Origin of the sequence: Candidatus Brevundimonas colombiensis, assembly GCA_029202665.1 — a bacterium.
In the GTDB taxonomy this organism is placed as follows: Bacteria; Pseudomonadota; Alphaproteobacteria; order Caulobacterales; family Caulobacteraceae; genus Brevundimonas; species Brevundimonas colombiensis.
Window position 1 is genome coordinate 1,660,208 of the sequence record CP119326.1, and the last position, 21,948, is coordinate 1,682,155.

Here is a 21,948-nt window from a genome sequence, read left to right on the forward strand (position 1 = left end):
AGTCTTGATGCCCCAACTCACGGTGACGTCACGCGACGGCGTCCAGCACCAGGTCGAAGGCGAAGGGGGGCGCAGTCTGATGGAGACGCTGCGTCGGGCGGGCTTCGATGAGGTTTTGGCCCTGTGTGGCGGCTCCTGCTCCTGCGCGACCTGCCACGTCTATGTCGACGAGGCCGACCTGGACCGCCTTCCTGAACTCAGCGAGACCGAAAGCGATCTTCTCGACAGTTCGGAGCATCGCGCCGCGAACTCGCGGCTGTCGTGTCAAATCCCGTTCGGTCCCGATCTCGAGGGGCTGCGTGTGACCATCGCCCCCGAAGACTGAAAGCCCGTCGACCTCTCGCCATTCCTTCCAACGGCGTCGTCGGACGTCGCCATGAGATTTAATCGTGTCCTCCTCAATCAACTCCGTCGTCAGCCTCGATCATCGTCAGAACGTCGCTGTCGTCATCATCGATTCGCCGCCTGTGAACGCCCTGTCGCAGCCCGTTCGGGAAGGCGTCAGCCTGGCCTTGCGCCAGGCGCTTGGCGATCCCGACGTCCGCGCCGTGGTTCTGCATTGCGCGGGTCGCACCTTCTGCGCAGGCGCCGACATCTCGGAGTTTGGTCGCCCCCTCTCGGCGCCGGATCTGAACCAGGTGTTCGAAATCATGGAGGCCGCCTCCGTCCCCATCGTCGCCGCACTGCACGGCACGGCCTTGGGAGGCGGGCTTGAACTGGCCCTGGCCTGCCACTACCGGATCGCCGCGCGCGGCGCGAAGGTGGGATTGCCTGAAGTCAGCCTGGGGCTTCTGCCTGGGGCAGGCGGGACGCAGCGGACGCCCAGGCTGGTCGGCGTCGCGGCGGCGATCGAACTCATCGCAGCCGGCGCGCCTGTCGATGCCGAGCGCGCCCTGGCGATGGGACTGATCGATCGTGTGGTCGAAGGCGGCGATCTGCTGGAGTCGGCCGTCGACTATGCGCGCGATCTAGCCAGCGATGGCGCGCCCCTGAGACGCGCGCGCGATCTTTCGGTGGATCTGACGCCGGAAGCGGCCGAGGCGGCGGCCGAGGCCTATCAGGCGCGTAATCCCAAGCTGTTCAACGGGTTCAAGGCGCCGGGGCATATTCTGCTGGCCGTCAAGGCGTCGACCGACCGTTCCTTCGACGCTGGCCTTGAGCGCGAACGCGAGCTTTTCAACGCCTTGATGGCCAGCGATGAATCGGCCGCGCAACGCCATATTTTCTTCGCCGAGCGCGCCGTCTCCAAAATTCCCGGCTTGGCCGCCGACGTCAGACCTCTGGACATACAGAGCGCCGCCGTGATCGGCGCCGGGACGATGGGGACGGGCATCGCGATCGCCTTGCTGTCCGCGGGGATCGCGGTGACGCTGATCGATCGCGCGACAGAGGCGCTGGACAAGGCCGTGGCGCGTATCGACCGGACATACCAGGATCTGGTCAGGAAGGGACGATTGACCCAGCAGAAGGCTCAGGCCTGTCTTGGCGCCCTTACCGCGTCCAGCGACCTGACAGCCGTGGGACAGGTCGATCTGATCATCGAAGCCGTGTTCGAACGGCTGGACCTCAAACAGGGTGTCTTCAAGGAGATCGACGCCTTGGCGCGCCCGGGCGCCGTTCTGGCCAGCAACACGTCGTTCCTGGATCTGGACGCCATCGCTTCCGTGGTCTCGCGTCCCCAGGACGTGGTCGGTCTTCACTTCTTCGCGCCCGCCAACATCATGAGATTGCTTGAGGTCGTACGCGGGGCGAAGACGTCAGATGCTGTTCTGGTCACGGCCATGGCGCTCGGCCGTCGCCTGGGCAAGGTGGCGGTTCTGTCGGGCGTTTGCGACGGCTTCATCGCCAATCGGGTGATGGCGCGTCGCGGCGAGGCGGCCGATCGCCTGATTCTGGAAGGCGCCTGGCCCAGGGACATCGATCGCGTGCTGGAAGTCTACGGCTTCCCGATGGGCAGTTTCGCCATGATGGACCTGGTCGGGCTGGACGTCATCGGCTGGGATCGCGAGGCCAGCGCCGGACGCACGGTCCAGGAAATCCTGTGCGAGGCGGGGCATTGGGGACAGAAGACCGGGATCGGATACTACGAATATGGGCCGCAAGGACAGGTCGAGCCATCCAGGGCGGCCGTCGAAGCGATCGAGACGATCCGTGCCCGCGCGGGCGTATCGCAGCGGCCCAGATCCGACGCGGAGTTGCTGAACGAACTGCTTGACCCGGTCGTGAACGAGAGCGTGCGCCTTCTCGACGAAGGGATCGCCCTGCGGGCCTCCGACATCGATATGGCTCTGGTGGCGGGGTATGGCTGGCCTGTCTATCAGGGCGGGCCGATGTTCTGGGGCGACACCGTGGGCCTCCAGGGGATCGTCGACCGTCTTAAGGCGCGGATCGCGGCAGGTGAGGCGATCGTCCTGTCTCCCCTTCTGGAACGGTATGCGGCCGAAGGCCGCCGCTTCGTTCGCGACTGAACCCCTCCCATTTGTTGCAGGATCGATCGATGCCCGAAGCCTATATCGTCGCCGCCACCCGCACAGCCGGAGGCCGGCGCAACGGCCGGCTGAAAGACTGGCGCCCGTCTGACCTGGGCGGCGCTGTTCTGGACGCGCTGATCGCGCGCACCGGTCTTGATCCGGCGGCGGTGGATGACGTCGTCATGGGGTGCGTCGGACAAGTCGGCGAGCAGAGCATGCAGGTCGGGCGTAGCGCCGTCATGGCCTCAAGCCTGCCCGACAGCGTGCCGGCGGTCACCATCGATCGTCAGTGCGGATCATCTCAGCAGGCCGTGCATTTCGCCGCCCAGGCTGTGATGTCCGGTACGCAGGACATCGTGATCGCCGCAGGCGTCGAAAGCATGACACGCGTGCCGATGGGCATGGCGGCCTGGTTGCCCGCTCAGCACGGTCTCAGCCAAGGGGCGTGGTCGCCGCGAATTCTGGAACGCTATGGCGTCGCCGAGTTCAGCCAGTTCTCCGGCGCGGAACGGATCGCCGAGAAATACGGTCTGTCGCGCGAACGTCTGGACCAGTTCGCACTGGAAAGTCACCGCCGAGCCGCTGCCGCACAGGAGGCCGGACGGTTCGACGCCGAGATCACGGCATTGACGATCGAGGACGAAAACGGCGTCCGCGGCCAGCACGTCAGGGACGAGGGGGTGCGTCCCGACGCCACGCTGGAAAGCATCGGCGCGGTCAAGCCTCTTCAGGAGGGCGGTCGCATCAGCCCCGCCACCGCCAGCCAGATATGCGACGGCGCTGCAGGCGTCATGGTCGTGAGCGAGCGCGCCCTGAAGACCCATGGGCTGACGCCGCTGGCCCGCATTCATGGGCTGACGGTGACGGCGGGGGATCCCGTCATCATGCTGGAAGAGCCGATACCGGCGACACGCAAGGCTCTGCGGCGCGTCGGTCTCTCGCTGGATCAGATCGATCTCTATGAGGTGAACGAGGCCTTCGCGCCCATCCCGCTCGCCTGGCTTCAGGCCCTGGACGGCAACCCGGATCGATTGAACGTCAACGGCGGCGCCATCGCCCTGGGCCATCCGCTCGGCGCTTCGGGCGCCCGACTGATGACCACCCTGATCCACGCCCTTCGCGCGCGCGGCGGGCGATATGGACTTCAGACCATGTGCGAAGGCGGCGGCGTCGCCAATGTGACAATCCTGGAAGCCCTGTAATGGCCGGGCCGCTGTCGGGACTCAGGATCATCGAATTCGCCGGCATCGGCCCAGGGCCGTTCGCGGCGATGATGCTGGCCGACCATGGCGCCGAGGTCATTCGCATAGAGCGGCCCGGCGCCGTCGCCAACCCGACGGATCCCCTGCTGCGATCACGTCGGTCGGTGGTTCTCGATCTGAAGTCCGACGAAGATCGGGACAGGGTGCGCGATCTTTGCCGCTCAGCCGACGGCTTGATCGAAGGCTTCCGGCCGGGCGTCATGGAGCGTCTGGGCCTGGGGCCCGACATCCTGTTGGCCGACAATCCCAAGCTGATCTATGGGCGCATGACGGGCTGGGGCCAGCATGGACCTCTGGCGTCGGCCGCCGGCCACGACATCAACTATATCGCGCTCTCGGGCGTCCTCGCGGCGTGCGGCCGGGAGGGCGACAAGCCCACGCCTCCCATCAATCTGGCCGGAGACTTCGGCGGCGGCGCCATGATGCTGGCGTTCGGCATGACGGCCGCCTTGCTGCATGTTCGAATGGGCGGATCCGGGCAGGTGGTCGACTGCGCCATGACGGACGGTTCGGCCCTGCTGATGGCGATGATGTGGGGCTTTCGAGCCCAGGGCGAATGGCGTGATGCGCGCGGCGTCAACCTGCTCGACACGGGCGCGCCCTTCTATGACACCTACGAGACCGCCGACGGCGGCCATGTCGCGCTGGGGGCCATCGAACCCCAGTTCTATGCCGAGTTTCGCGCACGCGTCGGGATCGCCGATCGGCGCGATCTGGACAGCCAGGACGATCCCAGCCGATGGCCCGAACAGAAGGCGGCGCTGGCCGCGATCTTCCGCACCCGCACCCGCGCAGACTGGTCGACCCTGCTGGAAGGCACGGACGCCTGCTGTCTGCCCGTGCTTGGTTTCGCCGAGGCCGTCCAGCATCCGCATAATCGCGCCCGCAACGTCTTCATCGACGTCGGCGGCGTGGTTCAGCCCGCGCCCGCGCCCCGTTACTCCGCAACGCCGTGCGCCGCGCCCACCCCTCCGCCGACGCCCGGCGCCGATCAGGTCCTGGTCCAGGGTCTGTCCCAGCAGGTGGCGTCATGACCCGCAGAGCGCGTCAGGTCGTCGGCGACGGTCGCCTCTCGCCGGTGCTGGTCCAGCCGATGCCCGAACCCGGGCCCGGCGAACTGCTGCTGCGCGTCCATGCCACCAGCGTCAACTATCATGACATGATCGGGGTGCGGGGCGGTTTGCCGGGGCTGCCGGTGCCTCGCGTGCCCTTCTCAGACTCTTCGGCGACCGTGGAGGCCCTTGGGCCCGGCGTTGAGGGATTCCATGTCGGCGATGCGGTGATTCCAAGCTTCTTTTTGGAATGGCGCAGCGGACCGCCGACCCGACGGGCGCTGGGGCGGATCCTGGGCGATCATCTGGATGGGACGCTGCAGTCCCATCTTTGCGTGCCGGCCCAGGCCGTCGCCCGCGCGCCGAGCCATCTCAGTCACCAGGAGATCGCAACCCTGGGATGCGCGGGACTGACCGCCTGGCGCAGCGTAGTCGTCGAGGCGGGCATCCGTCCCGGTCAGACGGTCGTGATTCAGGGCACGGGGGGCGTTTCCCTGTTCGCCCTGGGCTTTGCCAAGATGCTGGGCGCACGAACGATCATAACCTCGTCCTCGGACGAGAAGCTGGAGCGGGCCCGCGCGCTCGGCGCCGACATCCTCGTCAACTATCGTCGGACCCCGCAATGGTCGCGGGCCGTGATCGATGCGACCGACGGGCAGGGGGCGGACCTGATCGTCGATGTGGGAGGGGGCGCGACCCTGGGCGAAGCCGTCAGGGCGGTGAAGACGGGGGGGCATCTGTCGGTCATCGGCGTGCTGACCGGCCTGAGCGCCCCGGATTTCCCGCTGAACCGCGTGATGGCGCGAAACGCCACCCTGCGCGGCGTCACCGTGGGCTCGACAGCCGATCTTCAGGCCATGTGCAGGGGCGTCGAGCATTGCGGATATCGGCCGGTCATCGACAGCGTCTTCAACCTCGAGACGACGCACGAGGCGATTGAGGCCTTGGCCCGCCAGAAGCATTTCGGAAAGATCGTGGTGGAAGTCTGATCGCGCGCCATGGTTTATGGAACCCAATCTCTTCACCGCCTGGTTCAACGCGCGCCCGACGCCCTGGCCTCGATCGACGGCGCCCGCAGGCGCGACTGGGCCGAAGTCGCAACGGCGGCCCGAGCTTTTGCCGGGGCCCTGGTCCGTTCGGGGGTGAGGCCCGGCGATCGTGTGGCCTTGCTGGCCAGCAACGGCGACATTCATCTGGACTATGTGCTGGGTGTGTTCTGGGCAGGCGCCGTCATAAATCCGGTCAACACGCGCTGGTCGCCGCTTGAGATCGCCTTTTCCCTCGAGGATTGCCAAACGCGCCTGCTGATCGTCGAGGATCGGTTCTCCGCCTTGATTCCGGCAATCAGGGAGGCGGCGCCCGGCCTGGACATCGTGGTTCAGCGGGGCGGCGCGCCCGGCGGAGACGTCATCGCCTTCGAGCGCTGGATCGCGGACGCGCCTGGTCCGGAAGACGTCCGGGCGTCCGGCGAGACGCTGGCGGCCATCCTCTACACCGGCGGCACCACAGGTCGGCCAAAGGGCGTCATGCTCAGCCACGTCAATCTGCTTTCCTCGGCGAACGGCTATCTGGCGTTTCCGGGCGCCCGGCCCGGCGCCCGCTATCTGCATGTCGCGCCCCTGTTCCACATCGGGGCCTTGTCGGGGATGTTCACCTCGCTGATGGCGGGGTCCACGCAGGTCTTCCTTCCCGCGTTCGATCCAGCACGGGTCATCGAAACCGTGGGCGCCGAACAGGTTTCGGACGTCTTTCTGGTGCCATCCATGCTGCGCGCCATTCTGTCTGATCCCGGCTTTGCGCCGGGCCTGTTGAACAGCCTGGAGCGGATCGTCTACGGCGGTTCGTCCATCGACGACGCCCTGCTGGATCAGGCCATGACATTGCTGCCTGGCGCCGCCTTTGTTCAGGCCTATGGCATGACCGAACTGTCTCCGATCGCGACCCTGCTGGGGCCGGACGATCACAGCGAGGCGGCGCGGCGCCAGGGTCGCGGTCGGTCGGCAGGGCGGGCCACCACATCGACCGAAGTCCGCATCGTCGATCCGCACGGTCAGGAGGTCCCGCGCGGCGACCGCGGGGAGGTCGTGGCGAAGGGCGGCGGCGTGATGCTGGGTTACTGGGGGGTGCCTGATCAGACCTTGGCGGCGCTGCGCGACGGCTGGATGCACACCGGCGATGTCGGCTGGATGGATGATCAGGGCTATGTGACCGTCGTCGATCGGCTGAAAGACATGATCGTGACCGGCGGCGAGAACGTCTATTCGGCCGAAGTCGAGAACGCCCTGACCGCCCATCCTGACGTCATTCAGGCGGCCGTCATCGGTTTGCCGGACGACCGCTGGGGCGAGCGGGTGCATGCGGTCGTCGTTCTCCAGCCGGGGGCCGTGGCGACGGCCGAGACGCTGCGCCAGCACTGCCGCAGGCTGATCGCGGGCTACAAGATTCCCAAGACCGTGGCCGTGTTCGACGCCTTGCCGCTTTCGACCGCCGGGAAAGTGCTGAAAACCGAGTTGCGCGCCCGTTACGCCGCTTGCCAGACCACGCCCGACCCCCTTACCTAATGTGAATAGATAAAGGGGCCAAAGTCCCGGGAGGAATGCATGACGGACTTTGATTACGTCATTGTCGGCGCCGGGGCGGCCGGGTGCGTGCTGGCCTATCGGCTCAGCGAAAATCCGGCCATCAAGGTGGCCCTCGTCGAGGCCGGGCCGCGCGACTCTCATCCCTACATCACCATGCCGAAGGGCCTGGCGAAGGTAATGGCGGATCCTGCGCACCTGTGGGTGCATATGAGCCAGCCCGAGGCTTCCACGGCTCAACAGTCAGAGGCCTGGGTGCGGGGCCGGGTGCTGGGCGGTTCGTCCTCCGTGAACGGCATGATGTATGTGCGGGGCCAGCCGGCGGATTTCGAGGCGATCGCCGAACAGACCAGCGACGACTGGGGCTGGGCGCGCATCGCCGAGGCCTACCGCGCCCTGGAGGCTCATGAGCTGGGGGCGGCGCCGACGCGGGGTGAAAAGGGTCCGCTTCGAATCTCGATGCCCACCATTCGCAATCGGCTCAGCGAGGCGCAGGTCCTGGCGGCACGCGCCATGGGCTGGGCCATCAAGTCCGATATCAACGAGCCGGACGACGTCGCCCGCTTCGGCTATTCGCCGCGCACGATTTTTCGCGGCAAGCGGCAGAGCGCCGCGACCGCTTTTCTTCGGCCAGCGGAAAAACGTCCCAATCTGACCGTGCTGACGGATCGCACCGTTCGCCGCGTTGTATTCGAGGCAGGACGCGCGACCGGCGTTGAAATCCGTCACGGCGGCGCGCTGGAGACGGTCCATGCCCGACGCGAAGTCATTCTGTGCGGCGGCGCAATGGCCAGTCCGGGCGTCCTTGAGCGATCGGGCATCGGCGACGCGTCCCGCCTCGAAGCGCTGGGTGTGACGGTCGTCCATCACAGCCCCGAGGTGGGCGAGGGGCTGATCGAGCATCGCGGCCTGATCGTGCAGTGGAAGCTGAAAACCGCCAGTCTTTCCCAAAACCGCGAATTCGGCGGATGGCGGCTGCTTCGAGCTGTGGCCAAATACTATCTCACGGGCGATGGTCCGATGGCGTCGGCCGCCTATGAGATCGGCGGCTGGTTCAAGTCGCAGCCCGGCCTGAACCGGCCCGACGTCCAGATGCTGCTCGCACCCTACAGCTTCGATATGGAGAAACAGCGCACCGCGCTGGAACGCTTCCCCGGCATGAATGCCGTGGTCTATCCGCTGCGGCCGACGTCGCAGGGCTCCATCCATATCGAAACCCTGGACGAGAATGTTCCGGCCAGCTTCAAACCCAACTACCGAGCGACCGAACAGGATCGGTTGGCGATGATCGGCGCTATCCGCGGTGTCCGCGACTGGGCCGGCAAGGCGCCGATCGCCGATATGATCGTCGAGGAGACCCTGCCGGGGCCCGGCTATCAGACCGATGATCAGATCCTCGAAGCCTATGACCGCTTCGGCACCTGCGGCTATCATGCCGTCGGCAGTTGCCGGATGGGCCGCGACCCCGCGTCGGTGGTTGATCCCGCCCTGCGGGTCAGGGGCGTCGAGGGGCTGCGTGTCATCGACACATCGGTCATGCCGATAATCCCTTCAGGCAATACGAACGGTCCGACGATGGCCATGGCCTGGCGTGCAGCCGACATCATCCTGCGGGAGACAGACGCCGCATAAGCCAGATCGCAGGATCGGCGCGTCCAGTTCTGGACGCCCGCCACGCTCATTCGGGCGCGAGCCATCGACCAGGGCGCCGTCTCGCGACTCCTTGTTTTTAGGGCGGGCGACAAGGGCGTTCACAGGCGTCCGACCCCGATCCCCGACGACCGCCGACCTCGCCGCCTGTCGGCCGTTCGCGACCAAGGTCGTCGCCGTCCCTTGCGTCGCCCTAAGCGCCGCCACGCCTGCACGGACGCCTTGTCGGCGGCCCCGCTGTGGCCTGCGCCACTGGCCGGAGCCATGGCGAATCGATCCGGCGCAAATGGCTGACGACAGCCCTTGAGGACGCCGCCCGACGTATCTCCGCCGGGGTGCTGAAGCCTGTGGAGCCCAGCATCCTGGCGGTGGGTGAGGCTTCACGCGATGCGACAGCGTAAAAAGCGTTGCCTATAGTTATTTAATCGGTCAATTACACTTCAGCCTATTTGCAGGAGATGTCTGTTGTCCGAAGCGCTCATCATCGACGCAGTGCGTACGCCGCGAGGGATCGGCAAGGTTGGAAAGGGTGCGCTGGCGCATCTGCATCCCCAGCATCTGGCGGCGGTCGTGCTGGCGGCCGTCGCTGAACGAAACGGCCTCAATACGGCCGACGTCGAGGATGTCATCTGGTCGACGTCGACGCAGAAGGGCAAGCAGGGCGGCGATCTGGGCCGCATGGCGGCGCTGGACGCGGGCTACGACATCGTGGCCAGCGGCATGACCCTGGACCGGTTCTGCGGGGGCGGCATCACCGCGGTGAATCTCGCCGCCGCCCAGGTGATGTCCGGCATGGAGGATCTGGTGATCGCCGGCGGCGTCGAGATGATGAGCTACACCAATGCCGTGGCCGCCGAAGAGCAGGCTGCGGGCTTTGCCCCTGCTCTGATGGGCTCGGCCAATGAACACCTGGATGCGCGCCACCCACAGTCGCATCAGGGCGTGTGCGGCGACGCCATCGCCAGCCTGGAGGGGATCAGCCGGGAAACCCTGGACGCCTTCGGTCTGGAAAGCCAGCGGCGGGCCAAGGTGGCGATGGATGAGGGCCGCTTCGACCGGTCGATCGTGCCGGTCAAGGACGATGCCGGGAATATTATTCTGGACCACGACGAATATCCCCGGCCTGAGACGACGTTGGAGGGGCTGAGCCAACTCAAGCCCGCCTTCACCGCCCTGGCGGACTGGGCCTACGACGAGCAGGGACACACTTTCCGGGGTCAGATTCAGCGCCGCTATCCCGATCTGAAGATCGAGCCGGTCCATCACGCCGGCAATTCCTCGGGCGTCGTGGACGGCGCAGCAGCCATCGTCGTGGCGTCTCGCGCCTATGCGGAACGCAATGGCCTCAAGCCGCGGGCCCGGATCGTGGCCACGGCGAACCTCGGCGATGACCCGACCCTGATGTTGAATGCGCCGGTTCCGGCGGCGCGCAAGGTCCTGGCCAAGGCCGGCCTGACGGTCGATGACATCGACTTGTGGGAGATCAACGAAGCCTTCGCCGTCGTCGCCGTGAAGTTCATTCGGGACCTGGGGCTTGATCCCGCCAAGGTCAATGTGAACGGGGGCGCCATCGCGCTGGGCCATCCGATCGGCGCGACCGGCGCGATGTTGATCGGCGCCATCCTGGACGAGCTTGAACGGACCAACGGCCGCTACGGCCTGGTCACCATGTGCGCCGCAGGCGGCATGGCGCCGGCGATCATCATCGAACGGATCGACAGCTGAGCTGACGAGCTAAGGGAGGAATTTCATGCAACTCAACGACACAGTATCTGCGGTCATCACGGGCGGCGCATCGGGGCTGGGCGAAGCGACGGCCCGCGCCCTGGCGGCCAAGGGCGTCAAGGTCGCCATCTTTGATCTTCAGGACGAGAAGGGCCAGGCGGTCGCCGCCGACATCGGCGGCGTGTTCTGCAAGGTCGACGTCACCAGCGACGAGAGCGTCGATGCGGGATTCGCCAAGGCCCGCTCGGCCCATGGTCAGGAACGAATCCTGGTCTGTTGCGCCGGTACGGGCAATGCGATCAAGACCGCCAGCCGCGCTAAAGAGGACGGCAGCATCAAGCATTTCCCGCTCGACGCCTTCAACTGGCTGATTCAGATCAACCTGGTCGGCACGTTCCGCTGCGTGGCCAAGGCGGCCGCAGGCATGTTGACGCTGTCGCCGCTCGAGGACGGCGAGAGGGGCGCTGTGGTCATGACCGCCAGCGTCGCCGCCGAGGACGGTCAGATGGGCCAGGCGGCCTATTCCGCCTCCAAGGGCGGCGTCGTGGGTATGACGCTTCCCATCGCGCGGGACCTGATGGGAGAGGGTGTGCGGGTCAACACCATCCTGCCCGGCATTTTCAATACGCCGCTGATGCTGGGCGCCCCGCAGACGGTGAAGGACGCCCTGGCCGCATCCGTACCCTTCCCCAAACGTCTCGGCGATCCGCGTGAATACGCCAATCTTGCGCTCACCATGATCGAGAACAGCTATTTCAACGGCGAAGACGTGCGGCTGGACGGCGGCATCCGCATGGCTCCCCGGTGATCTGATGTCGGGAGTTTTCGCGGCTCCATCGCGATGGATGGACGAAGAGACGATCCTGTTTGAGGAATCGACCGCGCGCTTCTTCGCGGAAGCGGCGACCGCGCAGCGGATGGAGGACTGGCGCCGGGACGGCATCGTGGACCGGGCCGCCTGGACCGAGGCGGCGCAGGCGGGCCTCCTGGGCGTCTCCGTATCGCCCGACTATGGCGGCGCGGGCGGCGATTTCCGCCATGAGGCGGTGATCATGCGCCGCCTGGGGGTGATCGGCGCCGAAGGCTGGGCGATCCCGTTGCACAACGCCATCTGCGCCGCCTACATCGAGAAGTACGGCACGGAAGCCCAGAAACAGCGCTGGCTGCCGCTGATCGTCTCGGGTGAACGCATTACGGCGGTCGCCATGACCGAACCGGGCGCCGGATCCGATCTGAGGGGCATCCGAACCACGGCGCGCCGTGAAGGGGACCATTACGTCCTGCAAGGGCAGAAGACCTTCATCACCAACGGCCAACTGGCCGAGTTGATCATCGTCGTCGCCAAGACGGATCCCGAGGCGGGTGGAAAGGGAATCTCGCTGCTGCTGGTCGACACGGCCGACGCGCCGGGATTCAGTCGCGGACGAAACCTCGACAAGATCGGGGTGGAGATGGGCGACACTTCCGAGCTCTTCTTCGACAGTGTCCGCGTGCCGGTCGAAAACCTGCTGGGCGGCGAAGAAGGCCAGGGCCTTTATCAGCTGATGAAGGAACTGCCGAAGGAGCGGTTGATCATCGCCATCGAGTGCGTGGCGATCATGGAGGCCGCGCTGGATCACACCATCGCCTATGTCCGCGAGCGCCGGGCCTTTGGACAGCGTCTTCTGGACTTTCAGAACACGCAGTTCGTTCTGGCGGAATGCAAGACCGAGGCGACGATCGCGCGCAGTTTCGTCGATGACTGCATCGTGCGTTTCGGCGAAGGCGCGCTGGACGCGGCCACCGCCAGCATGGCCAAATACTGGGTGTCGGAGCGGGCCCAGAAGATCGTCGACGCCTGTCTGCAACTGTTCGGGGGCTATGGGTACATGACCGAATATCCCATCGCGCAGATGTACAAGGATGTCCGGGTCAAGCGCATCTATGGCGGCGCGAACGAGATCATGAAGGTCCTGATCGCCAGGACTCTCGATCAATGACGGCATCGAGACGGGACCTCCCGTCACGAGCCAGGCGATCCGGTTCAGCGTCAGGGACGGCATCGTCGACGTTGTCGTGGCCAAGGCTGGCCCGTTGTGGGACGAAGAGCCGTATCGTTGAGTTTGAAGGACCGTAGAAGATGACGATTTCCGACGCTGCGCCGCGCGAGGATCGCGGCGATCAGATCGCCGCGCGTGTCGAGGCCTTCGTGCGCGAAACGGTCGCGAACTATGAGCGGGATTCCCGTCTGGGGGCGCATGGCCCGGCAGAAGACCTGGTCGAGGAATTGCGCGATCTGGCGCGACAGGCTGGGTTGATGACGCCGCATATCCTGTCCGACGGCGGTCATCTGTCGCATCGTCAAACGGCCCGTGTGCTGCGGGCGGCCGGCCTTTCGCCGCTCGGCCCCGTTGCGGTCAATGTGGCGGCGCCGGACGAGGGCAATATGTATCTGTTGGGCCGTGTGGCGACGTCGGCCCAGAAGAGCCGCTTTCTCGATCCGCTGGTCAGGGGGCGTGCGCGGTCGGCCTTCTTCATGACCGAGCCGGCCGAGGATGGCGGCGCGGGTTCCGACCCGTCGCTGCTCAGCACCACCGCCGTCCGTGATGGCGACCATTGGCTGATCCGGGGTCGAAAGGCGTTCATCACCGGCGCCCAGGGCGCCAGCGTCGGGATCGTCATGGCGCGCACGGAGGAGGGGGCCACCCTGTTCCTCGCGGACCTGCCCGACCCTTCCGTCAGGATCGAACGCGTGCTGGACACCATCGACAGTTCCATGCCGGGCGGCCATTCGGTGGTCGCCCTGGACGATCTTCGGGTGCCGCACGATCAGGTCCTGGGCCAGCCGGGCGAGGGGTTCAAGCTGACGCAGGTGCGCCTTGCGCCCGCGCGATTGACCCACTGCATGCGCTGGCTGGGGGCCTGTACGCGCGCCCAGGAGATCGCCGTCGCCTATGCAGTCAGACGGCAGGCCTTCGGCAAGGCCCTGATCGATCATGAGGGCGTGGGATTCATGCTCGCCGAGAACATGATCGACCTGAAACAGGCCGAACTGATGATCGACTGGTGCGCCGATGTTCTCGACACCGGCGCCCTGGGCACGGTCGAAAGCTCCATGGCCAAGGTGTCCGTCAGCGAGGCGCTGATGCGTGTCGCCGACCGCTGCGTGCAGGTCATGGGGGGAACCGGCGTCTCGGGCGACACCATCGTCGAACAGGTGTTCCGCGAGGTTCGCGCCTTCCGCATCTACGACGGCCCTACCGAGGTCCATAAATGGAGCCTGGCCAAGACCATCAAACGCAACGCCATTCAGGGGCAGTGACGTCATGAGCGTGGGCGGAGCGACGACAGCGGTGCGCGGCAATGCGCGGTTTGACGAAGAGGCGCTGGCGCGTTGGATGACGGACCACATCCCCGGCTTTTCCGGGCCGCTGCATGTGGCTCAGTTCAGCGGCGGCCAGTCCAATCCGACCTTCCGGCTTTCAACGCCTGACCGATCCTATGTGATGCGTCGCAAGCCTGCTGGGCCCTTGCTGAAGGGCGCCCATGCGATCGATCGCGAAGCGCGCGTCATGCAGGCTCTGGAAGGCGCGGGTTTTCCCGCGCCGCACGTCCATGGCCTGTGTCTGGATGACGACGTCATCGGGACGGCCTTTTATGTGATGGACCTGATCGACGGGCGCATTTTCTGGGACAGCGCCTTCCCCGAAGCGCCGCGTGAAGCTCGGCCGGCGCACATGGACGCGATGAACGCCGTGCTGGCTCGGCTTCACAATCTCGATCCCAATGCCATCGGCCTGGGCGACTATGGGCGCCCCGGGCGCTACCTCGCCCGCCAGATTGACCGCTGGTCGCGCCAGTATCAGGACGATGCCTTGGCCGGGCGCACGGCGGATATGGATTTCCTGGTGGAGTGGCTGCCCGCCCATGCGCCGGACAACGAAGAGATGCGCATCGTCCACGGCGATTTCCGCGTGGACAACATCATCTTCCATCCCTCCCGGCCAGAGGTGGCGGCGGTGCTGGATTGGGAGCTTTCGACGCTGGGCCATCCGCTCGTCGACTTCACCTACAATGTGATGATGTACCGCGCGCCGGCCGACATCCCCTGGGGCCTGGCTGGATACGACCTTGAAGCGCTGGGTCTGCCCAGCGAGGCGGACTACGTCGCCGCCTACTGCCGTCGAACCGGGCGAAACGCCATTCCCGATCTGGACGCCTATATCGTGTTCAACCTGTTCCGGCTGGCGGCGATCATTCACGGCATCAAGGGGCGCATGCTGCGTGGCAACGCCTCGTCGGCCGACGCCGGCGCCATGATCCCGCAGATGGATGTCCTGGCCGCCGCGGCCCGCCGGATCGCCGAGAGGCTGTGACGGAACGGCGCGGGGACGGCGTGACGAGGCTTCTGTTCGCGTCTCAAAGGCGGTCGTGTGGTTCGATCCGGCGTTCACAGGACGACGCGAGGCGTTCCAGCCCGCTCAGGTCGATGGCGACAGCGTCGTCCCAAGCCTGTCCACACCCGAAACCCAAAAGAGATTGACAGAAACGTTACGTAATAACATTACGCGGCCTTCTAAAGGGGTCGTTCATGTCATTTATTCGTTCCGCATCCGGTGCAGCCGTCTTCGTCGCCGTCTCGTGGCCGGGCCTGTCGGCCCATGCCGAGATCGAGGTCGAAGCACCGCAGGCCCTGGCGGACGTCGTGGTGACGGCCACGGCGACGCCCCGGGCGCTTCGGACGGCGCCGGCAAGCGTCACGGTGGTGGATCAGCAGGCCCTGTCGCGCCGACCTGTTCAGGATCTGACCGATATCCTGCGTGACGTGCCAGGGGTGACAGTGAACGGCGCCGGTCTGACGCGGCGCGGGATCTCCATTCGCGGCATGCCAAGCGAGCACACGCTGTTTCTGGTCGACGGGCGGCGCGTCAACGGTTCGGCCAGCGCCATCGCCCACGCGGATTTCGAGCTGAACTGGGTCCCGGTCGAGGCGATGGACCGGGTGGAGATCGTGCGCGGCCCGATGTCGTCCCTCTATGGCTCAGAAGCCCTGGGCGGGGTGGTGAACGTCATCACCCGCAGCGCGACCGACACCTGGCGCGGCAGTCTGCGGGCCATGGGCGGCCTGCGCGAGGATGGGCGCGGCGGCGAGACCTATCAGCTCGGCGCCTATGCGGGCGGGCCGCTGATCCGCGACCGTCTGGGTCTGAGCCTTTATGCGGAATCAAAGGCGCGGGGCGATACGCCCCAGGCCGCCGACGCCCGCCTGTCGGACCTGGAGGGCCGCGAATCCCTGTCCGGATCGGCGACCTTGAGCTGGACGCCCGATGCGGCCCAGCGCATCGACTTCACCGTTCTGGCCGGGCGCGACGATCGCAAGCGCGACACCGTCACGACAGGCGGCAGGCCGGTCTATTACCGCTATGCCGACGCGGTGGAACGGCGGCAGTACGCCCTGTCGCACACCGGACGATGGGGGTGGGGCGAGACCGCGGTTCGCGCCTATCGCTCGACCCTGGACCGGACCAACACCGTCACCAACGGCCAGACGGCGTCGCGCCCGGTCGACATGCAGGAAGACATCGTCGACGGACGCGCCACCCTGGACGCCATCGCCGGCCATCGTTTCAGCCTTGGGGGCGAATGGCGGCGCGAAGACCTTGAAGATGCAGCGGCGGCCGTGTCGGGCAGGCTGACGAGCGAGCGCTATGCGATCTTCGCTCAGGACGAATGGGCTTTGACGCCCGTGCTGTCCTTGACCGGCGGCGCCCGCTTCGACCATCACGACCAGTATGGGTGGCAGACCAGCCCACGCCTCTACGCCGTCTGGACGCCGGTCGCGGGTCTGACCCTGAAGGGCGGGGGCGGCCGGGGCTTCAAGTCGCCCAGCCTGAAACAGCTGTCGTCCGAGTTCGTGACCGTGGCCGCCGGGGGGCGTTTCACCATCTATGGCAACCCCGACCTGAAGCCTGAGGTGGGCACATCCTATGAGGCGTCGGCGGACTATCGGCGCGATGGTTGGGCGGTGCATCTGGGCGGCTTCGTCAACGACATCGAGAACCTGATCGAGACGCGCTGCACGGCCTTCTGCGGCGTGCGTGGGCGTGAGGTGCGGCTGTATCAGAACATCAACGAGGCCCGGATCACCGGTCTGGAGCTGGGCGGCGAGACGCGGCTCCCTGCCGGGTTCAGCCTGCGCGGCGACTACACCTATCTGGACAGCGAGAACCGGACGACGAAACAGGTCCTGTCGGAACGCCCGCGCCACAGTGGCCATGCGACCCTGCGCTGGGAGCCTGACGATCGTCGCTTCGTACAGGTGCGCGGCGAATATGTGGGTGAGCAGCAAATGCTGTCGAACTCCGTCCAGTACGGCGTGCCGGACTACACCCTTGTGTCGCTGGAAGGCGGGCTGCGGCTGGAGGAGAATCTGTGGGTCCGGGCGGGGGTGCAGAACCTGGGCGACGTGCGGCTGGCCGATGAATCGTCCTATTTCTCATTCGCCGAGCCGGGCCGCTTCTACTACCTCAGCTTCACGGCGGGTTTCTAAGCTGTTGAAGCGGCTTGTTCACGCGCTGTTGCTCGCGGTCCTGGGCGTCATGGCCGTCGGGGGCGCGGCGATCGCCCAGTCGGCGCCGACCGTGAAGGTTCAGGTGATCGGCAGCGACTTCGTCCTGCCCGCCAAATATGAGCGGTTGGCCGCCTTCGCGGGGTCAGAGGGCGTGACGGTGCGCGGATCGTCCGTGTCTGCGCCGCCCCCGTCCGCGATCTGGGGCGATGCGGACCTGATCATTCTGGACACGCCGCGTCCGGCCGATGCGGAGGCGGTGGAGGCGCGCATCGGCGAGGCGTTGCGCGCGCAGGACCGGCCCTGGGTGCGGATCGGCGGCGGCCCGCCCGCGTTTGGCGGTCTGTCGCCAGAGGTCGCGCGCCGGATCGCGGCCTATTACGCCGCCGGCGGGAGGCGGAACTTCACCGCCCTGTTCGCCTATCTGAAACAATGGAAGACGGGCGGCGACCTGTCGGCCGTGCCGCCGCCCGCCCCGCTGGGCGCGGTCGGCTATTATCATCCGGCCGCGCCGACCTATGCGCCCGATGCTTTCACCGCCTGGCGGACAACCCGGCCCGACCGGCCCCGCGCCGCCATACTGATCAGCAGTTCGACGATAGCGGACGATGATACGGGCGTGGTCGACGCCCTGATCGCCGCTTTGGACGCGCATGGCGTCGACGGCGTGGCCGTGTGGTTCGACCAGCGTCTGCCCCGTGGCCTGATCGAGGCGGTGCGGCCTTTGAATCCGGATCTGTTGATCAACACCCAGCATATCGTCGCCGGGGGCGTAATCCGCGATCAACTGGTCGAACTGGACGTGCCCGCCGTCATGACCTTTTCCTATCGCGAAGGGGACGCCGCCGCCTGGCGTGCGGCTTCGGCGGGCCTGAACAGCCGTTCGGCCGCCGCCCTTATGGCCCCCGCCGAGACCTGGGGGATGAGCGATCCGATGATCGTCTCCGCCGTCGATCGGGGCGCGCTTGTTCCCATCCCCGAACAGATCGAGGCCGTCGCCGCCCGCGCTGCGCGTCAGGTCGCCCTGCGCCGCACGCCCAACGCCGAAAAACGGCTGGCCCTGATGTTCTGGAACCATCCGGGCGGGGAAGCGAACATTTCGGCCTCGAACCTCAATGTCCCGCGCAGTCTGGAGGCCATGAGCACGGATCTGAACGCCGCCGGCTATGCTGTTCCGCCCCTTGCGGAGGCCCGTTGGATCGAGGCGGCCCGCGCCATGCTGGGCGCCTTCTATCGACATGAGACGCTGGACGACCTGTCGGCTCAGGGCTTGGTGGCGACCCTGCCGGTGGCCCGATACCGCGCCTGGCTGGACGCCTTGCCGGCGGCCAGCCGCGACCCGATCCTGGCGCGCTGGGGCGATCCGGCGCGGCATTGGGCGGTGCGGACGGTGAATGGCGAGCCGGTCTTCCTGATCCCCGCCTTCCAGGACGGCGCCCTGACCGTCATGCCGCAGCCGCCGCGGGCCGCGCGGGTGGGAGAGGCTTATCATGACACCGCCGTGCCGCCGGACCACCTCTATCTTGCGGCCTATCTGTGGGTGCGCGAGGTCAGCGGGGCGGACGCCCTGATCCATCTGGGAACCCATGGCACGCAGGAGTTCCTGCCCGGCAAGGATCGCGGGCTTTCGGTCGCCGACGACGCCTTTCTGGCGCTGGGCGACCTGCCGGTCATCTATCCCTATATTCAGGACAATGTCGGCGAGGCCACCCAGGCCAAGCGCCGGGGTCGCGCCGTGACCGTCAGCCACCAGACCCCGCCGTTCGCGCCCGCCGGGCTGAATGACGAGCTGAAGACCCTGCACGACCTGATCCATCAATATCTTCTGGTGGACGAAGGGGCGGTGCGCGACGCGGTGGGCGACCAGATTCTGAGCCTTGCGGCCCAGCGACACATTGATGCGGACATGGGCTGGACCCCGGCCAGGGCGCGCGCGGACCTGCCGGTCTTCCTGGGCGAGCTTCACGACTATCTGCATCAGGTGGGCGGGGCGCCGACGCCAATGGGATTGCACACCTTCGGCCGTCCGGCCTCGCCGGACCATCGTCTGACGACGGTGCTGCAGCAGTTGGGCCGCCCCTTCTTCGACGCCCTGGGCGAGGACGACACCGAGACAATGGCCAGGGACGAGGCGGGCCTGCGGTCCAGCCGCGCCTTCACCATCCTGAAATCCTATCTGCGGGACGGCCTGCCGATCGAGACGGCCGAAGCCCCAATGCGTGAGCCGCTGACGCGCGCGAGATTGCTGGATCAGCGTCTGGCCGAGACCGGCGAGACCGAGGGGCTGCTTCAGGCCCTGGCGGGCCGGTTCGTTCGGCCAGGCGAAGGCGGCGATCCCATCCGCAATCCCGACGCCGTCGGTGGGCGCAACCTCTACGCCTTCGAGCCGGACAAGATGCCCGCCCCCGCCGCCTATGCCGCCGCAGCCGGCGCCCTGAAGACCCTGGCGGACGCCTATGCCGACGACCATCAGGGGCGGCCTTTGACCAAGCTGGCGATCACCCTGTGGTCATCCGAAACCATCCGCACCCTTGGCCTGCCCGAGGGCGAGATCCTGCAGGCTCTGGGCCTGCGTCCCCGCTGGGACGACGGCGGGCGGGTGGTCGCCCTGGACATCATCCCGGCGGCGGAGCTGGGCCGGCCGCGCATCGACGTCGTCGTTCACGCGACCGGGGTCTATCGCGATCAGTTCGACGGCTTCCTGCGCCTTCTGGCCGATGCGGTGGATCGCATCGTCGCCCTGGACGAGCCGAACGATCCGGTCGCCGAAAACAGTCGGATCGCCGCCCGGCGCCTGATGGCCGAAGGAGTCGAGGCCGAGACGGCGACGACGCTGGGGCGGGCGCGCATCTTCAGCAATGCGCCCGGCGATTACGGCAGCGGCCTGCCCGACGCCGTGCGGGATACGGCGGGCTGGGACGATCCGGCCGCCCTGGCGGACCCGTTCCTGGATCGGTTGGGCTATGTCTATGGCGCGGGCCGTTGGGGCGCCAAGGTTCAGGGCGCCGACGTCTTCGCCGCCCAACTGGCCGGGGTGCAGGCCGCCGCCCTGTCGCGCTCCAGCAATCTGCACGGCGTCCTGTCGACCGACCATCCGTTCGAATATCTGGGCGGCCTGTCGCTGGCCATCCGTCGCGCGGGCGGGACGGCGCCGTCGCTCTACATCACCGACGCGCGCGCGGGCGCGCCCACGACGGTCGCGGCGCGCGATTTTCTGGCCGCCGAAATGCGCAGCCGCTACCTGAACCGCAGCTGGATCAAGGCCATGCAGGCCGAAGGCTATGCCGGAACCCTGGCGGTGGTCGATCTTGCCGACAATCTGTTCGGCTGGCAGGCGACGGCGCCCGGCATGGTTCGGCCGGATCAATGGCAGGCCCTGCATGACGTCTATGTCCGCGATGAACGCGGCCTGGGCGTGCGGGACTGGTTCGCGGCGAACAATCCCTCGGCCGAGCGGCAGGTTCTGAATCGCCTGAAGGACGCGATCGGCAAGGGGTTCTGGACGCCGGACGACCAGACCCGCCGTGAATTGGACGCGCGTCTGGCCCAGATCGGCGCCCCCGCGCCCCGCGCAGCAGCCGCCGGCTTCGGTCGCGGCGGGCTGACAGCGCAGGCGGCGGCGACTGCGCCTGACACGGGCTCGGCCCCCACGACGGCGCAAGCGGCGCCGCCGGCGGCCCCCAACAGGATTCGCGGCCAGGTTCTGGAAAGGATCACCCCCCCCGCGCCCCCCGCTTCGCCTGCGCCCTGGGGTGGTCTGATCCTTGTTCTCGTCTTTCTCGCCGGCGGCGCCAGCCGTCTCTTCTTCCGTCGAAAGTTCGCCCATGCCTCAACTTGAAGCCGGTCTCTATCAGGTCTCCAGCCTGTTCCTCATCCCGGCCCTGGTCCTGATCCTGGCCGCCCTGCTGTACGCCGTCTTCGCCCTGGGGGCCTTTGTCGTCGAGGCCGTGCAACGCCGACGTCCCGGCTGGCGCTCGTCGCTGTCGCGTCGTCAGGCCCGGACGGACGCCGCCAGTGACGACCTGGAACTGATGATCCTGAAAGACCTGGAGGGTCTGCGCATCGTGTCGCGCAGCGCGCCGATGCTGGGCCTGGTCGCCACCATGATCCCGATGGGACCGGCCCTGTTGTCCCTGGGGCGTGGCGACGCATCGGGTGTCGGGCAGAACATGGTGGTGGCCTTCTCGGGCGTCACCCTGGCGCTGATCGCGGCCAGCATCGCCCATTATGTCCTTACGGTGCGTCGCCGTTGGCTGCTGCAGGACCTGCGGGCCATCGAGCGCGCGCGGGAGAGCCGTTGATGCGTTTCCTGGACGAGGACGACGATGATCCCATCAGTTCGGTCGTCAATCTGGTGGACCTGTTCGTGGTCATCATCGCCATACTGCTGGTCGTGCTGGTCCAGAACCCGCTGAACCCCTTCAACGCCCGCAATCTGGTGGTGATCGAGAATCCGGGCGAGGCCAATATGCGGATCACGGTCAAGGAAGGCGAAGACCTGACCCGCTACGAATCCCAGGGTCAGATCGGCGAGGGCCAGGGCGAAAAGGCCGGGTCCGCCTATCGCCTGCCGAACGGCAACCTGATCTATGTGCCGGAATAGAGGGTTTGTGAACAAGGACCTGTAGAAACCGGCAGTCCGTACGAGACGATCCGGCGACT

At 66.9% G+C, this 21,948-nt stretch carries 16 protein-coding genes; all 16 read left to right on the forward strand.

Going from position 1 to position 21,948, the window contains the following annotated elements:
- Window positions 1–7: 7 nt before the first annotated feature.
- The 16 genes from P0Y50_07865 (at window position 8) to P0Y50_07940 (ending at window position 21,889) form a co-directional block, all read left to right on the forward strand.
- A complete protein-coding gene (locus P0Y50_07865; protein ID WEK38470.1) occupies window positions 8–325 on the forward strand; it encodes a 2Fe-2S iron-sulfur cluster-binding protein in 318 nt (105 codons plus the stop codon).
- A 64-nt stretch (window positions 326–389) separates the two neighbouring features.
- Window positions 390–2,468: a 3-hydroxyacyl-CoA dehydrogenase NAD-binding domain-containing protein gene (locus tag P0Y50_07870; GenBank protein WEK38471.1), complete on the forward strand. Its 2,079-nt coding sequence runs from the start codon at window positions 390–392 to the stop codon at window positions 2,466–2,468.
- A gap of 29 nt (window positions 2,469–2,497) precedes the next feature.
- Window positions 2,498–3,673 carry an acetyl-CoA C-acetyltransferase gene (locus P0Y50_07875; GenBank protein WEK38472.1) on the forward strand — a complete coding sequence of 392 codons (1,176 nt, stop codon included), beginning with the start codon at window positions 2,498–2,500 and terminating at the stop codon, window positions 3,671–3,673.
- On the forward strand, window positions 3,673–4,767 hold the full coding sequence (locus P0Y50_07880) for a CaiB/BaiF CoA-transferase family protein (protein WEK38473.1): 1,095 nt from the start codon (window positions 3,673–3,675) through the stop codon (window positions 4,765–4,767). Before P0Y50_07875 ends, P0Y50_07880 begins: the two co-directional genes overlap by 1 nt.
- Window positions 4,764–5,774 carry an NAD(P)-dependent alcohol dehydrogenase gene (locus P0Y50_07885; GenBank protein ID WEK38474.1) on the forward strand — a complete coding sequence of 337 codons (1,011 nt, stop codon included), beginning with the start codon at window positions 4,764–4,766 and terminating at the stop codon, window positions 5,772–5,774. Before P0Y50_07880 ends, P0Y50_07885 begins: the two co-directional genes overlap by 4 nt.
- 9 nt (window positions 5,775–5,783) lie before the next feature.
- On the forward strand, window positions 5,784–7,346 hold the full coding sequence (locus tag P0Y50_07890; protein WEK38475.1) for a long-chain-fatty-acid--CoA ligase: 1,563 nt from the start codon (window positions 5,784–5,786) through the stop codon (window positions 7,344–7,346).
- A 39-nt stretch (window positions 7,347–7,385) separates the two neighbouring features.
- Window positions 7,386–8,996 (forward strand): FAD-dependent oxidoreductase, encoded by a 1,611-nt coding sequence (locus P0Y50_07895; protein ID WEK38476.1) that lies wholly within the window; start codon window positions 7,386–7,388, stop codon window positions 8,994–8,996.
- 483 nt (window positions 8,997–9,479) lie between these two features.
- Window positions 9,480–10,739 (forward strand): acetyl-CoA C-acetyltransferase, encoded by a 1,260-nt coding sequence (locus P0Y50_07900; protein ID WEK38477.1) that lies wholly within the window; start codon window positions 9,480–9,482, stop codon window positions 10,737–10,739.
- A gap of 25 nt (window positions 10,740–10,764) precedes the next feature.
- The gene (locus P0Y50_07905; protein WEK38478.1) at window positions 10,765–11,547 is read left to right on the forward strand and encodes an SDR family oxidoreductase; all 783 of its coding nucleotides are present in this window, start codon (window positions 10,765–10,767) and stop codon (window positions 11,545–11,547) included.
- Between the two features lie 37 nt (window positions 11,548–11,584).
- On the forward strand, window positions 11,585–12,718 hold the full coding sequence (locus tag P0Y50_07910) for an acyl-CoA dehydrogenase family protein (GenBank protein ID WEK38479.1): 1,134 nt from the start codon (window positions 11,585–11,587) through the stop codon (window positions 12,716–12,718).
- A 140-nt stretch (window positions 12,719–12,858) separates the two neighbouring features.
- Window positions 12,859–14,040, forward strand: coding sequence for an acyl-CoA dehydrogenase (locus P0Y50_07915; protein ID WEK38480.1), 1,182 nt, complete (start codon window positions 12,859–12,861; stop codon window positions 14,038–14,040).
- Between the two features lie 4 nt (window positions 14,041–14,044).
- Window positions 14,045–15,094, forward strand: a complete 1,050-nt coding sequence (locus P0Y50_07920) for a phosphotransferase family protein (protein WEK38481.1) — start codon at window positions 14,045–14,047, stop codon at window positions 15,092–15,094.
- Window positions 15,095–15,309: 215 nt separating this feature from the next.
- Window positions 15,310–17,268 carry a TonB-dependent receptor gene (locus P0Y50_07925; protein WEK38482.1) on the forward strand — a complete coding sequence of 653 codons (1,959 nt, stop codon included), beginning with the start codon at window positions 15,310–15,312 and terminating at the stop codon, window positions 17,266–17,268.
- A gap of 4 nt (window positions 17,269–17,272) precedes the next feature.
- The gene (cobN, locus tag P0Y50_07930; protein ID WEK38483.1) at window positions 17,273–21,124 is read left to right on the forward strand and encodes a cobaltochelatase subunit CobN; all 3,852 of its coding nucleotides are present in this window, start codon (window positions 17,273–17,275) and stop codon (window positions 21,122–21,124) included.
- Window positions 21,111–21,587, forward strand: coding sequence for a MotA/TolQ/ExbB proton channel family protein (locus tag P0Y50_07935; GenBank protein ID WEK38484.1), 477 nt, complete (start codon window positions 21,111–21,113; stop codon window positions 21,585–21,587). Before cobN ends, P0Y50_07935 begins: the two co-directional genes overlap by 14 nt.
- A complete protein-coding gene (locus P0Y50_07940; GenBank protein WEK38485.1) occupies window positions 21,587–21,889 on the forward strand; it encodes a DUF2149 domain-containing protein in 303 nt (100 codons plus the stop codon). The genes P0Y50_07935 and P0Y50_07940 overlap by 1 nt, the downstream gene beginning before the upstream one ends.
- Window positions 21,890–21,948: the final 59 nt, after the last annotated feature.

Coding starts and splice junctions, on each gene's coding strand:
- P0Y50_07865 (WEK38470.1), top strand. CDS start 8: ATGCCCCAACTCACGGTGACGTCACGCGACGGCGTCCAGCACCAGGTC.
- P0Y50_07875 (WEK38472.1), top strand. CDS start 2,498: ATGCCCGAAGCCTATATCGTCGCCGCCACCCGCACAGCCGGAGGCCGG.
- P0Y50_07880 (WEK38473.1), top strand. CDS start 3,673: ATGGCCGGGCCGCTGTCGGGACTCAGGATCATCGAATTCGCCGGCATC.
- P0Y50_07885 (WEK38474.1), top strand. CDS start 4,764: ATGACCCGCAGAGCGCGTCAGGTCGTCGGCGACGGTCGCCTCTCGCCG.
- P0Y50_07890 (WEK38475.1), top strand. CDS start 5,784: ATGGTTTATGGAACCCAATCTCTTCACCGCCTGGTTCAACGCGCGCCC.
- P0Y50_07895 (WEK38476.1), top strand. CDS start 7,386: ATGACGGACTTTGATTACGTCATTGTCGGCGCCGGGGCGGCCGGGTGC.
- P0Y50_07905 (WEK38478.1), top strand. CDS start 10,765: ATGCAACTCAACGACACAGTATCTGCGGTCATCACGGGCGGCGCATCG.
- P0Y50_07910 (WEK38479.1), top strand. CDS start 11,585: ATGGACGAAGAGACGATCCTGTTTGAGGAATCGACCGCGCGCTTCTTC.
- P0Y50_07915 (WEK38480.1), top strand. CDS start 12,859: ATGACGATTTCCGACGCTGCGCCGCGCGAGGATCGCGGCGATCAGATC.
- P0Y50_07920 (WEK38481.1), top strand. CDS start 14,045: ATGAGCGTGGGCGGAGCGACGACAGCGGTGCGCGGCAATGCGCGGTTT.
- P0Y50_07925 (WEK38482.1), top strand. CDS start 15,310: ATGTCATTTATTCGTTCCGCATCCGGTGCAGCCGTCTTCGTCGCCGTC.
- P0Y50_07935 (WEK38484.1), top strand. CDS start 21,111: ATGCCTCAACTTGAAGCCGGTCTCTATCAGGTCTCCAGCCTGTTCCTC.
- P0Y50_07940 (WEK38485.1), top strand. CDS start 21,587: ATGCGTTTCCTGGACGAGGACGACGATGATCCCATCAGTTCGGTCGTC.